At 62.4% G+C, this 14,338-nt stretch carries 8 protein-coding genes; 4 read left to right on the forward strand and 4 right to left on the reverse strand.

The window, feature by feature from the left end:
* The first annotated feature begins 25 nt into the window (after positions 1-25).
* Positions 26-1,150, forward strand: coding sequence for an OpgC family protein (locus HX815_RS02210; RefSeq protein WP_177027756.1), 1,125 nt, complete (start codon positions 26-28; stop codon positions 1,148-1,150).
* Positions 1,151-1,195: 45 nt separating this feature from the next.
* Here the strand turns inward: HX815_RS02210 and HX815_RS02215 are convergent, their stop codons facing one another.
* A complete protein-coding gene (locus HX815_RS02215; protein WP_177027757.1) occupies positions 1,196-2,608 on the reverse strand; it encodes an amino acid permease in 1,413 nt (470 codons plus the stop codon).
* Between the two features lie 637 nt (positions 2,609-3,245).
* On the opposite strand from HX815_RS02215, the gene HX815_RS02220 reads away from it, so the two are divergent.
* The 3 genes from HX815_RS02220 to HX815_RS02230 all read left to right on the forward strand — a co-directional run bounded on the left by HX815_RS02220 (position 3,246) and on the right by HX815_RS02230 (position 12,291).
* Complete coding sequence (locus tag HX815_RS02220; RefSeq protein ID WP_032899435.1) at positions 3,246-3,704, forward strand: transposase; 459 nt, start codon at positions 3,246-3,248, stop codon at positions 3,702-3,704.
* A gap of 253 nt (positions 3,705-3,957) precedes the next feature.
* Positions 3,958-7,050: a transglycosylase domain-containing protein gene (locus HX815_RS02225; RefSeq protein ID WP_177027758.1), complete on the forward strand. Its 3,093-nt coding sequence runs from the start codon at positions 3,958-3,960 to the stop codon at positions 7,048-7,050.
* Between the two features lie 135 nt (positions 7,051-7,185).
* Positions 7,186-12,291, forward strand: coding sequence for an NEL-type E3 ubiquitin ligase domain-containing protein (locus tag HX815_RS02230; protein WP_177027759.1), 5,106 nt, complete (start codon positions 7,186-7,188; stop codon positions 12,289-12,291).
* 13 nt (positions 12,292-12,304) lie between these two features.
* On the opposite strand, the gene HX815_RS02235 is transcribed toward HX815_RS02230, so the two are convergent.
* The 3 genes from HX815_RS02235 to HX815_RS02245 are packed head-to-tail and all read right to left on the reverse strand — an operon-like array spanning position 12,305 to position 14,337.
* On the reverse strand, positions 12,305-13,276 hold the full coding sequence (locus HX815_RS02235) for a fimbrial protein (RefSeq protein WP_008435561.1): 972 nt from the start codon (positions 13,274-13,276) through the stop codon (positions 12,305-12,307).
* Between the two features lie 36 nt (positions 13,277-13,312).
* Positions 13,313-13,846, reverse strand: a complete 534-nt coding sequence (locus tag HX815_RS02240) for a fimbrial protein (RefSeq protein WP_087692798.1) — start codon at positions 13,844-13,846, stop codon at positions 13,313-13,315.
* An 11-nt stretch (positions 13,847-13,857) separates the two neighbouring features.
* A complete protein-coding gene (locus tag HX815_RS02245; protein WP_003216426.1) occupies positions 13,858-14,337 on the reverse strand; it encodes a fimbrial protein in 480 nt (159 codons plus the stop codon).
* Position 14,338: the final 1 nt, after the last annotated feature.

Raw genomic sequence — 14,338 nt, forward strand, 5'->3', positions numbered from 1 at the left:
ACCCCTTGTTCAAGAGCCCGCTGCCATGTTGAACGGACGCGACCCGCGCATCGATTTTTTTCGGGGCCTGGCGTTGATCTTTATTTTCTGGGATCACGTGCCCCACAACCCTCTGGGCCAGATAACCTTGCGCAACTTCGGTTTCAGCGACGCGGCGGAAGTCTTCGTGTTCCTGGCCGGTTATGCGGCCGTGCTGGCCTACGGCAAGATCCTGCAGCGCGACGGTTATCTGATCGCCTGCGTGAAGATCTGGCGGCGCACCTGGGTGCTGTACGTGGTGCACATCTTCCTGCTGGCGATGCTGATGGGCATCGTGTTCTTCGCCAACAGCCATGTGGAAACCCGCGACCTCGTTGAAGAGATGGGCCTGACGCACTTCGTCACTCATCCCCAGCAAGCCCTGGTGGATGAACTGTTGCTGCGCTTCAAACCCAACCTGATGGACCCGTTGCCGCTGTACATCGTGCTGCTGGGTTGCCTGCCGCTGGTGTTGCCGCTGCTGTTGCGCAAGACCTCGGCGGTGGTGGCTGTTTCGCTGGCGGTGTACTTGCTGGCCCCGCACCTGGGCTGGAACCTGGCGGCGATTGCCGACGGCGTGTGGTACTTCAACCCGGTGACCTGGCAGTTGCTGTTTGTGCTGGGCGGCGCGGCGGCGATTCATGCCGGGCAACCCCGCCCTGTCGAGACTCGGCGCCTGTTGCGTCAGCCATTGTTCGTCGCTGCGGCGGTGTATGCGCTGGTGGCGGGGGTTCTCACGCTCTCGTGGCGCTGGCCGGAAATCCACGACGCGCTGATGCCGTCGGCGCTCAGTGACCTGCTGTACCCCATCAGCAAGACCGACCTGTCGCCCGTGCGTTTGCTGCACTTCCTGGCCCTGGCCTATGTCACCGCCAAGCTGCTGCCTGGCCGCGAATGGACGCAGAACTGGCTGGCCCGACAAACCTGCCGTATGGGGCGCTACTCCCTGGAAGTGTTCTGCCTGGGGGTGCTGCTGGCGCCACTGGCAGACATGATCAATGCGATCACCGGCGATGCCTTCGCCATGCAGATTTTCACCGCACTGGTAGGCGCCGGGTTGATGGCGTTGCTGGGGGCCTGGCTGGACTTGAACAAGCGGCTCACGCAACCGGCGCGCGTTGCCACCGCCTGAAAAACAAAAAGCCCCGTAAGGGGCTTTTTGTTGAGCGCAGGAAACTCAGCTCGCGGTGCGTGCCGCCGCTTGAGTCGGCTGCAACTTGAACACGTAGAACAACACCGTCAGCAGCACCAGGAACACCGGCCCCACGTAGAGCGCCACACGGGTGTCCGGGAAGTACGCCATCAGGCCCACCACCAGCACCAGGAACGCCAAGGCCAGGTAGGAGCTGACCGGGTACAGCCACATGCGGTATTTAAGGCCGTCACGTTCGGCCTGGGTCAGGTTCTTGCGGAACTTGAGCTGGGCCAGGAGGATCATCAGCCAGGTCCAGATCGCGCCGAAGGTGGCGATGGAAGTGACCCAGACGAAGACTTTTTCCGGAACCATGTAGTTGAGCAGCACGCCCAGCAACAGCACGAAGATCGACAGCAGCAGCGCCTTGCGCGGCACGCCGTTGCTTGAGGTGGTACCGAACGTGGCCGGGGCCTGGCCGTTCTGCGCCAGGCTGTAGAGCATGCGCCCGGTGCTGAAGATACCGCCGTTGCACGACGACAACGCTGCGGTGATCACCACGAAGTTGATGATGCCGGCGGCGGTCTTGATACCCAGGCGCTCGAAGGTCATCACGAACGGGCTGCCCTGGGTGCCGATTTCGTTCCACGGGTAGATCGACAGGATCACGAACAACGCACCGACGTAGAACAGCAGGATGCGCCAGAACACCGAGCCGATGGCACTCGGGATGGTCTTCTGCGGGTTCTTCGCTTCACCGGCGGTGAGGCCGATCATCTCCACGCCCAGGTAGGCGAACATCACCATCTGCAGGGACATCAACACACCCTGCACGCCATTGGGCATAAAGCCGCCGTGGGTCCACAGGTTGGAAATGCCCAGGGCCACGCCATCGTTGCCAAAGCCGAACGCGATGATGCCGACGCCGCCGATCACCATGGCGATGATGGTGACGATCTTGATCAGCGCGAACCAGAACTCGAACTCACCGAAGGCCTTGACCGCGATCAGGTTGATGGTGCCCATGCTGATCAGTGCTGCCAGGGCCCAGATCCAGCGGGGTGTATCGGGGAACCACACGCCCATGTACACGGCGACGGCCGTGATTTCTGCCACGCAGGTCACCAGCCACAGGAACCAATAGTTCCAGCCGGTGAGAAAGCCCGCCAGCGGGCCGAGGTAATCCTGGGCGTAGCGGCTGAACGAACCGGCCACCGGGTTGTGCACGGCCATCTCGCCGAGGGCGCGCATGATCACCAGGATCGCCAGGCCGCCGATGATGTACGACAGCATGATCGCCGGGCCGGCCATTTCAATGGCCTTGGCCGAGCCTAGGAACAGGCCGACGCCGATGCATGCACCGAGGGCCATCAGGCGAATATGCCGTTCGCCGAGTTCGCGTTTCAGCGGACCGCCCTGAGCGGTCTCGCCGTGGGGCAGATGATTGCCAGCTGGCATAGGGATACAACCTCGTCTTGTTATTGGATATGAGCCACCGAGTCCGGGGCGTCATGGCGGGTCTGCCATGGCGTACCGTTGCCGGATCACCTTTTGGGTAAAACGGTCTGGCCGGGCCAGATCAGCGGGGGTGCAGTATAAAAAGCTAAACCCAGGGGTTTTCACTCTATAAACGGCAAGATTCAGCGGGAACTCTCGGTAAAGGCGCCTTTTGCGGAGGAGCATCACCTGGTTAGCGTAGGAATCATCGCCACCAAACGGCGGCGAGTATTGCACGGTAATGGTGCAGCGTCATGCCCCTACCTTTGGCGGGTTTACGGGTGGGGGAGGCTCTAGCTCGACGGTTTGGGGTTATGTGGCGGGGTTATCTGTGACGAGCGGGCTTGTCTGTGGCGAGGGGGCTTGTCCCCCGTTGGGCTGCGTAGCAGCCCCAAAACCTGCCATAAGTTCTATCCAGAAAATGCGGTGTCTTTACTGGGGCTGCTGCGCAGCCCAACGGGGGACAAGCCCCCTCGCCACAGACAAGCCCGCTCGCCACAAATCTACCTTCGAGAAACACGCCGACACTGAACTGCAAGAGAGCACTCCACAGCAGCTGCTAACGTCAATTGACTACTTCCCCTCAAGGAGCAAAGGAATGCTTCATCAACCCAACTCTCATCTGTTACGCCGTGGTCGACATTCAGAATCTGGCCGTCCTTATCTGATTACCGCCGTGGTTCACAACCGGCAACCCCTGTTCAAAGACTTCCATTTGGGAAGACTACTGGTAGCAGAATTCAGGAAGACCCATGAATTGGGAATGGTCGACTCTCTGGCATGGGTCGTCATGCCTGATCACTTTCATTGGCTATTTGAGCTGCAAGGCACAACGTTGTCGCAGGCTGTGGGACGTACCAAATCCCGCAGCACCCTCACCATTAATCGCGCACGCGGCAGCAAAGAACGATTCTGGCAACTTGGCTACCATGACCGAGCAGTGCGTAGCGATGAAGACCTTCGCAAAATTGCCCGCTACATCATCGCCAATCCTCTGCGAGCGGGCCTGGTCGAACATATTGGTGACTACCCACTATGGGACGCAGCCTGGCTCTGATTTTTCCTGTGTGGAGAGGGCTTGTCTGTGGCGAGGGGGCTTGCCCCCCGTTGGGCTGCGCAGCAGCCCCAGTAAACACACCGCATTTCTTCAGGAAGATCTTCATGGCAGGTTTTGGGGCTGCTGCGCAGCCCAACGGGGGACAAGCCCCCTCGCCACAAACAGCATCACACTCACAAATCCCCCCCACTCGCCCACCACCGTCTAAGCTTCAACCAAGTCCGATCAATCTACGTAAATGGATCAATCGACTATGGGCGCTTTATGGCAAAACGCTTCGACCAAGGCTGCGGTATCCACCGATAGCCCGGATGAACAGCCGTTGCCACAAAGCCCTCCTCCCCGCCGACGGTTGTGGTGGCGGCTGTTCTGGCTGGTGCTGCTGATTGCGCTGATCGCCCTGGGCTTTGCCGCCCTGCGGGAAATGCGCACTTCAAGGTTGCAGGCCAAAACCTTCTCCGACATTGCCTCAACCCTCACCTACCAAATGCATTCGGGCCCCAGCGATGCGCGGGTTTACCCTGGCGCCGGGCCCTTTGACAAGCGCCTGGGCTACAGCGCCCTCGGCGAGTTCCTGCCGCGCTTGATCAAGCGTGACTACCTGATCCAGGCTCAAGCGCGCTTCTCCCCCGACCTGATGGCCTACGCCCAGCGCGGCCTGTTCGTGCCCTACCCGGAAAAGATCCAGGCCGGCCTGACCATCACCGATTGCCGCGCCGCGCCGCTGTATCAGTTCACGTATCCACAACAGTTCTACCCAAGCTTTGCGGCGATCCCGCCGGTGGTGGTCAGCAGCCTGCTGTTTATCGAAGACCGCGACCTGCTGGACCCGAAAAACCCGCAACTCAACCCGGCCGTGGATTGGCCGCGCTTTGCCAAGGCCGCCTGGTCCCAGGTGGCGAAGCTTTTGCACCTGCCCGGCCAGACGGCAGGCGGCAGTACCCTGGCCACGCAGCTGGAAAAATACCGCCACTCGCCCGACGGCCTGACCCTGTCCGGCGGCGAGAAAATCCGCCAGATGATTTCTGCCAGCGTGCGCGCATATCAGGACGGCCCGCAAACCCTTGCCGCTCGCCAGGACATCGTGCGCGACTACCTCAACAGCGTGCCCCTGTCGGCGGTACCCGGCCATGGCGAAGTGCACGGCATGGCCGAAGGCTTGCGCGTGTGGTACGGCGCCGACTTCAACCAGACAAACGCGCTGCTCATCGGCACCGACCCCAAACAGCTGCCGCAAAAGGGTCTGGCGTTGCGCGAGGTGCTGTCGCTGATGATCGCCCAGCGTCGCCCGTCTCACTATCTGTCCAAGGGCCACAAGGAACTGGCGGACCTCACCGACAGCCACATCCGCCTGCTCGCACAAAACAACGTGATCGACCCGGCGCTGGCCAGCGCAGCCCTCGCCAGCAAAGTCACCTACCGTGACTGGCAGCAACAACCGACGATCCAGCCAATCGAAACCAACAAGGGCATCAGCGTCGCCCGCACTCGCCTGGCCGCCCTGCTCAACCAGCCGCTGTACGACCTCGACCGACTCGATCTCTCTGCCACGAGCACCTTGCAAGCCGACCTGCAAAGCCAGGCCAGCACGTACCTCAAGCAACTCGCCGACCCCGCCTTCGCCGCGCAGATCGGCCTGCTCGGGCCCACGCTGCTGACGCCCGCCAGCACCGCTCAGGTTCGCTACAGTTTCAACCTCTACGAGATGACACCCGACGGTGCCCGCGTGCGCGTGCAAACCGACAGCACCGACCAGCCATTCGACATCAACGAAGGCAGCAAGCTGGAACTGGGTTCAACCGCCAAGCTGCGGGTGATGACCACCTACCTGCAAATCGTCAGCGAGCTGCACGACAAATACGGCGCGATGCCGGCTGCCCAGTTGCGCAAGATTCCGGTGGACGACCAGGACCGCATCACCCGCTGGGCCCTCGATTACCTGATCCAGAACAGCGACCGCAACCTGCCGGCCATGCTCGACGCCGCCCTCAATCGCCAATACTCGGCCAACACCGGCGAAGGTTTTTTCACCGGCGGCGGCATGCACCACTTCCACAACTTCCGCAGCCAGGACAACGGCCGCAATCCCACCTTGATCGAGGCCCTGCGCGAGTCCATCAACCTGCCGTTCATTCGCTTGATGCGCGACCTGGTGCGCTACACCACCTACCAGGGCCCGAACAACAGCGCCGAGTTGCTCAAGGACGACAACGACCCGCGCCGCCAGGAATACCTGGCCCAGTTTGCCGACCGCGAGGGCACTACGTTCCTGCTCAAGTTCTGGAAAAAGTACCGCAACAAAGATACCCAGGCGCGCCTCGATACTTTCCTCGATGGCATGCACCCCACCGCCATTCGCCTGGCCGCCGTACACCGCTACCTGCTGCCCAACGCCAGCCAGGCGAGTTTCAACAGCTTCGTCCGCTCGCACTTGAGCAGCGTCAAAAGCCCTGAAAAACTCACCGACGAGCGCCTCGAAAAGCTCTACCAGAATTACGGCCCCGGCGCCTACGACCTGCCTGACCAAGGCTATATCGCCAAGGTTCACCCGCTGGACCTGTGGCTGATGGGCTACCTGCTGAACAACCCCGACGCCACCTTCACCCAGGCCACCGCCGCCAGTGAACACGAGCGCCAGGAGGTTTACAGCTGGCTGTTCAAGAGCCGCCACAAGAGTGCCCGCGACAGCCGCATCCGCACCATGCTGGAGATCGAAGCGTTCCTCGATATTCACCAGCGCTGGCAAAAAGTCGGCTACCCCTTCGACCATCTGGTGCCGTCGCTTGCCACGGCCATCGGCAGCTCCGGCGACCGCCCGGCGGCCCTGGCGGAACTGGTGGGGATCATCCTCAACGATGGCGTGCGCCAGCCCACCCTGCGTATCGACAGCCTGCGCTTTGCCGCCGACACCCCGTACGAAACCCGCTTGGTCAACGACCCCAATCGCGGCAAGCGCGTGATGCCTTCCGAGGTGGCCACGGCACTCAAGGGGGCGCTGTCCCAGGTGGTGGACGCGGGCACTGCACGACGCGTGTCCGGCAGTTTCAAACTGGCGGACGGTACGCCTTTGGCCATGGGCGGCAAGACCGGTACCGGCGACAACCGGATCGAAGCCATCGGCGCCGGTGGGCGGATCCTCAGCTCCAAGGCGATCAACCGCACGGCGACCTTCGTGTTCTACATCGGCGAGCATCATTTCGGCACGCTGACCGCCTTCGTCCCCGGCGCTTCGGCCCAGGGTTTCAAGTTCACTTCGGCGTTGCCGGTACAGGTACTCAAGGGCATGGCGCCGATTCTTACGCCCTATCTGCAACCGGGCAACAACAGCTTATGCAGCGTGCGCTGATGGGCCTATCCCTGCGCTTTTCACTTGCGGATTACTGAGGGATCCGCCGCGGTTTCCACCCACTATTCAAACTTATCCGCAGCCGTGCCGGTGCATAGACTCAAGCCTTCTTTTTGAGCTCTACAGGTTGCCCCCATGGCCGACATACCCGACCAGTCCCTGCACCACGCGTTTATCGAAAACGCCCTGCCGCACTGGCTGAAAACCACCTCGCCACTCCGCCTGCGCGCACTCAACGACGTCGCCCACCAAGGCATCCGCCACTATCCCCATGCCAGCGCCAGCCAGCATCAAGCGCTCAAGCCCGCGATCGCCGCACACTGGCAGCAGCAGGCTGCGATGGACCAGCGATTCCAGGCATTGACCGACGTGTACGCCTTCGCCGAACCGCTGCTGAAAAATGCCTTGAAGGCCTATGGCGAGATCGACGTCAGAACCACCTGCCTGCGGCTGTATGCCAGCGCCAAAGTTGCCTGGTGGGTGCACGATTTCAATCGTGGGGAGCAAAGCAAAACCCTGTCGCTGCTGGACGTCGCGCTGGCCAACTTTGCCGCCTCGGACACCTTCGTCGACTACGCCTTCCTGTCCGCCGAAGACCCACGCGGGCAGCGGGATACACTGACCTTGCGCCACTCCATCACCGGCGCGGTATTGACCGCTGAACAGTTCAAGCACATCTGCCGCACCCTGGACCTGGGCGCCCGCTACCAGAAAAGCCTGCGCCAGGCTTTGGGATTCTATGACCCGGCGGTGACCCGGGCCGTGCGCCTGCAGATGATTGCCACTCAGAAGACTGCCCTGGGTACGGCGGCGCACCTGGCCTTGATCAACCGGGACATCGACGCCGATGCCCACGGCGCCGTGCTCGACCTGATCGCCGGCCGCGTCGCGCTGCTGGACGGTCAGGCGCTTGGATGCCATACCCTGAGCCTGATGAACACGGCATTGACCGGAATCCTGTTGCTGTTTGTCCCGCAGCCGACCCGACCCGTCGGCAAGGTGCTGGTGTACATCCCCGCAGACCCCGAACACCCTCTGAAGCAATACCCTTCGCCTGCGGCCTTCCTCAGCCACCTCACGGAAAAACTGCGGGACAGCCAGCGCTACCAGACCTTCTTCAGCCAGTTCATCGACCACGCCAGGCGCGGTGAATTCTTTGCCGGGCTCAATACACGCTTGAGCCGTGTGCGCTGGCATCAAACCGCCCACACCGACCCGCGTCCCAGCTGGCGCGACACCCCGACCACCCAGCCAAACCTGCAATTCAGCGTGCAGGCTATCGGTGACGATCACGTCAATCGCTCAACGCTCGCCGCCGAAAATGACCTGTGGAATTACCAGTACCGCCTCAAGTTGAACAAGATCGTCAACGATGCCCTGGACATCGCCGTGCCCACCGCCACCGCCGACCGCCACGCGCGCTGGGCCTGGTGGGACAACCTGGAAAAAATCCTCGGGGATATCTTCAATGCGGCGCTGCTGGTGCTGACGCCCTTCGTGCCGCTGCTGGGGGAAGCGATGCTCGCCTACAGCCTGTACCAGATCACCGACGAGGTGTTCGAGGGGATTGTCGATTGGGCCCAGGGGCGCGGTGCCGAGGCGGCGGAGCAAGTGGTCGCGGTGGCCGACAGCGTGATCCAGTTTGCCTTGTTCGGTGCTGCCAGCCAGTTGGGCCATGTCGCACGGCTCAAGCTCAGCCCCTTCGTCGAAGGCTTGCGCCCGGTGGTGCGGGCCGACGGCAGCACGCGTCTGTGGCACCCGGATATTGCGCCCTATGCTGTGAAAAACCTCGACCAGCCGCCCATTGTCGACGGCCTGCACACCCATCGGGGCAAGCAGATCCTCGCGCTGCAAGGTACTCACTTCGAAGTGCAGGCAGACCCTGAAACCGGCGACACACGTATCGCTCACCCGGAGCGCGCCAACGCCTATCAACCCCTGGTGCGGTTCAACGGCGACGGCGCCTTCGTACATGAAGCCGAGCAACCGCGCACCTGGGACAGCGCCACGCTGATGCGCCGCCTGGGGCCGCGCACGGCGCCCTTCAGCAACCAGCAACTGCAGCAGATGCAACGCATCAGCGGTGCCGACGACGGTGTGCTGCGCAACCTTTACATGCAAAACCGGCCGACCCCGCCGCTGCTGGAAGCGACCCTCAATCGCTATGAAGCCCAGCGCGCTGCCACACAGACCGTGCACACCATTCGCGCCGGCGCACCGCTGCCGCTGGATGCGACGTCCGCCTGGTTCGAGCAGACCATCACCGAGCTACCGGGCTGGCCCCAAACCAAGGCATTGGAAGTGTTCGTGCGCTCGGACAAGAGCGGTGACTCCCACAAGTACGCCAACCCGCAGGCATCGCCGGCCGACACGCTGCAATTGAGCCTGGCCGAGGTGATGTCCGGCGAGTTGCCGGCGCGGGTGCTGGAGTTTCTCGATGAGCCGTCGATCAGGCACCTGCTGGGCGGCGACGTTCCGCAAGCACTGCGCGTGCAAACCTTGCGCGATCAACTGGCGGACTCGGTGGCGCGCCAGACCGGTGACATCGCCGACTACATCCATCAAGCCCGCCAGGTCAGCGCCGATCCCCATGGACGCCGTTTGCGCGAACAGGTCAGCCCGCTGGACCGGCCGCTGGCCGACACCCTGCTGGCCGGCACAACCCCGGCCGAACGGCAAACCCTGGACCACCACGTACCGCTGCGCCTGCTCAATCAGGCCAGGGAACTGAGCTTCGCCCAGCACAGTGTCCAGGCCTACGCGGGGTTCTTCCCGCCCTGGGCGATCACCGAAGGTACCGAGCGCCTGGTGCTCAATACCCTCAAGCGCTACAGCGATGGCTTTGGCGACCTGCACCTGCAAATCCGCGATCGCCTGGTCAGCGGTACGCTGCGTTGTGAAGCCGGGCCGGCCGATGCCCGCCGGCGCCGGGTGCTGGTGCGCCAGAACGACGTGGGCTACGAACTGTTCGATCAGCAGGGCCAGCGCCTGCATGGGCCGGATACCCTGTATGAATGCCTGTTGCGCGCGCTGTCCGAAGCGCAGCAACGTGAACTGGGCTACCGGCCCGGCCAGGGCGCCGGGCTCAAGCATTGGCTGATGGAAACCCTCGAACCCCTGGCCGAACGGCGCCGGGTGCTGGCCGAGCCACCGCTGCGCAGTACGGCAGATGTGCAGACCACCACCCTGCTCGGCGGCGCGGCCCTCGGCGGGTTGCGCCGCGCCCAGGAGCACCTGGGCCAGGCCCGCGCCCGGGAGGTGCTGGCCAGTCTGTTCCCGACCCTGGAGGAGGAACGCCTGCAGCGGTTCCTCAATGAGATCGGCCCGGGGCTGAACAACGATGTCCTCAATCGCCTGGTCCTGCAGCGGCACAACCTGTACCGGGAGCTGGAGCAATGGAAGCGCCTGCCCGGCCCCCATCCCAAAAACAGCCGCATGGCCCGGGAGGAAAAACTGCGTAAAAATATCATTGCGCACAAACTCTATCGCTGCTGGGAAGACCGCCTCGCCGAGCACCGCGACGACTTGGGCCAGGTGCAGAGCGGCGCGAGCCTGGACCTCAGCGCCCTCGACCTGCCCGGCAGCCTGCCGCTGCTGGGCAATGGTTTCGAGCACGTCACCCAATTGAAGCTGGCCAACTGCATGTTCAACGACAGCCAGTGGCCCTTTCTGCAGGCATTCCCGTCCCTGCGGGAGCTGGACGTCAGTGCGAACGAACTGACGCGGCTGCCCGAGCCCATCGCCAACATGCGCTACCTGCGCGACCTCAACCTGGGGGAAAACCAGATCACGCTGCTCAACGGCGACGTTGCGCGCCTGAAAAACCTCAAGCACCTGCGCAACTTGAACCTGTACCGCAACCCGCTGACGCAGCCACCGAACATCTCGAAAATGCCGCACCTGCGCCGCCTGTTCCTGAGCCGCACCCCCATCACCCAATGGCCCACCGGGCTGTTTGCCCACCCACGGGAGGAGGGCTTTTTGCTCGACCTGAGCCAAACCAGGATTGACCATGTGCCAGCGCTCATGGCCGATAGCGCCGAGGCCCGGACCGTCGCCCATACCCGCCTGGACCGCAACACCCTGCTCAACGACCAGCGCCTGCTGTACGAGCAGTACCGCGAAGCCGCCGGACTGGACCCCAACCGCAGCTATGAACCCCGTGGAGAGAGCGGCCCGTGGCTGGAACGGGTCAGGCCGCCGTTACTGGGCAGGCGCCAGGAGCTGTGGCAAGCGGTGGAGCGCGAGCACGGCTCCCAGGGTTTGTTCGAGGTGATCAAGGCCCTTGAAGCGCCCGACTTCTTCCAGCGGCCCCAGGACATGGACACCTATTGGGACAATCTTGAAACGTTGCGCGAGCGCGTCTGGCGTTTGCTGGAGGCGGCCCACAACGATACGGCGCTGCGTGAAAAGCTGTTCAAGATGGCCAGTTTTCCCGGCCTGTGCGCCGACGGCAGTGCACAGATTTTCAATGACCTGGGCATCGAAGTGCTGGTCAGCGAAGCCCAGCGTTACTCCGCCTCGGCCAGCGAGCGCGAGGGCAAACTGGTGACGCTGGCAAAGGGCAATGCACGGCTCAAGCAATTGAACCGCATCGCCAGCGAGGACATTGCCCATCGGCTCAAACCCGAAGCCGAAGGCGGCCTCGGCCAATGGCTGCGTTCCCAACGACGGGAGGGCGTGATGGGTAACGTGGACGACGTGGAGGTCTACCTGAGCTACCAGACCTCCCTGGCCAAGCGCCTCGACCTGCCCTGGCTGTCGGAACACATGCTGTACCGCGACACCGGCGACGTAAAACCCACGCAGATCGAACAGGCCTACAGCACGGTGCTGGAGCTGGGCGAAGGCGATGGCCTGGTCAACCAGATGTTGCTGGAGCCCTATTGGGAACAGTACCTGCACGACCACCACCCGAACACCCTTGAGGCCAATGCCCGGCATTTCGACGAACAATGCGCACGCCTTGATGAACTGCAGGAAGCCCAGGCCAGGCTGGCCCAGGCCAACGGCTTACCCGCCGAGCAGAAGGAAGCGTTGAGGCTCACGCTGATCGGCCTCGCCGACGCCCTGGGTGTACCGCACCCGCAGGTGCTGACCGGGCAACCCATGACGGACGACAGCTACAACCTGCTGCTCAACGAACTGGGCTACCGCGAAAAACAATGGATGCGCGAGTTGACCCACCAGGCTTTGGAACGCCACAGCCAACAACGTAACCGCGTCACGCGCCAGGTCTGACCGTATGGGTGTGTCATGGCACCCCCATTACCAGTACGCCGCTGCCGTTCAACGGCCCCTCGACAGGCAGGGACCCCGCCTGCTTGACCAGGGCGAACGTTACAACGTCGCTCCCGGAACTGTTGGTGATACGGGTCAGGAACGAGCCATTGACTCGAACCGCAGTCCCCTGACGGACAAGGGCCGTGCCCACGTTCGGATTGCTCATCACCAGCGCATTGGCGTTGAACGAGGACGGCGTGCCTTTGTAGGTAATGGTGATCGGCGTGGTAATCCCCGGGTCCGGGCACCGGTAGGTGAGCGTGCGATCGGTACGAACGGTGGTTGATACGGGGTCGGTGCCTATCGCCCTCTGGTGCACGTTGCCGAAGTTGATTTCGATCGGTTGGTTATTGTTGATCGTGCACGACGACGGGGAGATGGTGAAGTCGTTGTTGGCGATGTACGTAAGCTGCAGGCTCGTGGAAAAGGAATCGTAGTTGTTGGTCTGGTCGAGACGTAACACGCCCAGAGTGTCACCTATTCGAATGTCGATCGGGTTGGTCGGGTTGTTGCGGATCAATATATAAGGGATGACATCGATCGGGATCGGAGACGTATTGTTAGGCATGGTCGCAATCCTGATACCCGCCTGGATAGGCGTGTTCCAATAACTGCCATTGATACGCAAGCCGGTCGTCTGGCTGACGAACTTCGGACCAGGCGACCAGGCCGGGCCGATCCTCGTCCCGGTGGCCCAGTAGTCCTGCCGTCCATCCGGGGTATAGCTGTCCGGTTCAAACCGGCATTCGATCCTCACCCCGGACAGGAGAATGCGCGGCTCATTCACCTCCAGCCGCACATTCACCGGAACCTGCAGGTTCAACGTCCCGCCAATGCTCACCCGTTGCCAATTGCCGCCATTGACCCGGCAATCAGCCGCTTTCACGGTCGTCGTGACGCCAGCCAGGGCAAGCAGCACAACGGCTCCAAATAGTCGTTTCATGTTGTTCTCTTTCATCCCATGCATAACGGTTTAGCGTTACGGATAATCCAGCGTAAACGTCGAAGTCACACGGTAGCTGCCGTGCCCGATGGTCTTGTCCCGCAGGGCATCCGGCTCACCCTGCACATAGGCCTTGAGCAGGATTACGTTGTTGCCGGGGCTCAATTTCTGTTCGTCGCCGACCTTGTTCACCGGCACCGGCTTGTCGCTCAGTGTCTCCAAACCCAGCCCGATACCAGAGGCACCGCTGCCACCGTCCAGCGCAAACAAACCGGGCAGCGCGCGGTTTTCCGCACCGTTGAACAGGATGGTCACCGAGTCGCTGATGGTGGTATTGCAGTCATCCAGGTGCAGGGTGAAACGTTTGCCCACTGAGCGTGTGTTGATGTAGAGGTGCTTGCTGGTCAGGTCCCACAGCTCCAGGGTGATGGCTTCATCGCCCGGGCGGATGGTGCAGGCCTGTTCCACCAGGTTGCCCTTGAACCTCAGGTTGTCCACCGCCTGCGCCGTGGCCGCCAGGCCGAAGGTCAGCAGCAGGACCAGGCCCTTATGAATCATTGCGTGTCGCATACACTCGACTCCTACTGGTATTCAGCCAACAGCGTGGCCACCGCCGTGAACCCTTGGGCCTTCAGGACCGAACCCGGCCGTTTGACCGGCACCACTTCCAAGGTCGGCGGTGCCGCCAGGCTGATGTCCAGCGGCGTGTTGAGGCGAAACGGCGCGTTGTTCTGGTACAGCCGAATGCCCAGGTCAGGCGCAGTGGTCTGCAGGGCCGCGTTATCAAAGCTTGTCTCTGCGCCCTTGACGCTCAACTTCAACAGCCACGGCAGCGTGGAGGCACCGCAGCGGATGGTGTAGCCGACGGCCCTGCGATATTTCACGCCATCGACACGCTTGGTGCCGACATCCCCGAAATCGACTTCAATCGTGCTGCCCGAATCAATCGTGCAGGGCGGCGGCTCGTTCAGCGTTCCGTTGAACGTCAGGTTGGCCGACGCAGCACTGAAAAAGCCGAAGCAACACAAGCCGAGCAACGTTCGCTGTGGCCAACATTTCATT

Origin of the sequence: Pseudomonas sp. E6002, from assembly GCF_013385565.1 — a bacterium.
In the GTDB taxonomy this organism is placed as follows: Bacteria; Pseudomonadota; Gammaproteobacteria; order Pseudomonadales; family Pseudomonadaceae; genus Aquipseudomonas.

Coding starts and splice junctions, on each gene's coding strand:
- HX815_RS02210 (WP_177027756.1), top strand. CDS start 26: ATGTTGAACGGACGCGACCCGCGCATCGATTTTTTTCGGGGCCTGGCG.
- HX815_RS02215 (WP_177027757.1), bottom strand. CDS start 2,608: ATGCCAGCTGGCAATCATCTGCCCCACGGCGAGACCGCTCAGGGCGGT.
- HX815_RS02220 (WP_032899435.1), top strand. CDS start 3,246: ATGCTTCATCAACCCAACTCTCATCTGTTACGCCGTGGTCGACATTCA.
- HX815_RS02225 (WP_177027758.1), top strand. CDS start 3,958: ATGGGCGCTTTATGGCAAAACGCTTCGACCAAGGCTGCGGTATCCACC.
- HX815_RS02230 (WP_177027759.1), top strand. CDS start 7,186: ATGGCCGACATACCCGACCAGTCCCTGCACCACGCGTTTATCGAAAAC.
- HX815_RS02235 (WP_008435561.1), bottom strand. CDS start 13,276: ATGAAACGACTATTTGGAGCCGTTGTGCTGCTTGCCCTGGCTGGCGTC.
- HX815_RS02240 (WP_087692798.1), bottom strand. CDS start 13,846: ATGCGACACGCAATGATTCATAAGGGCCTGGTCCTGCTGCTGACCTTC.
- HX815_RS02245 (WP_003216426.1), bottom strand. CDS start 14,337: ATGAAATGTTGGCCACAGCGAACGTTGCTCGGCTTGTGTTGCTTCGGC.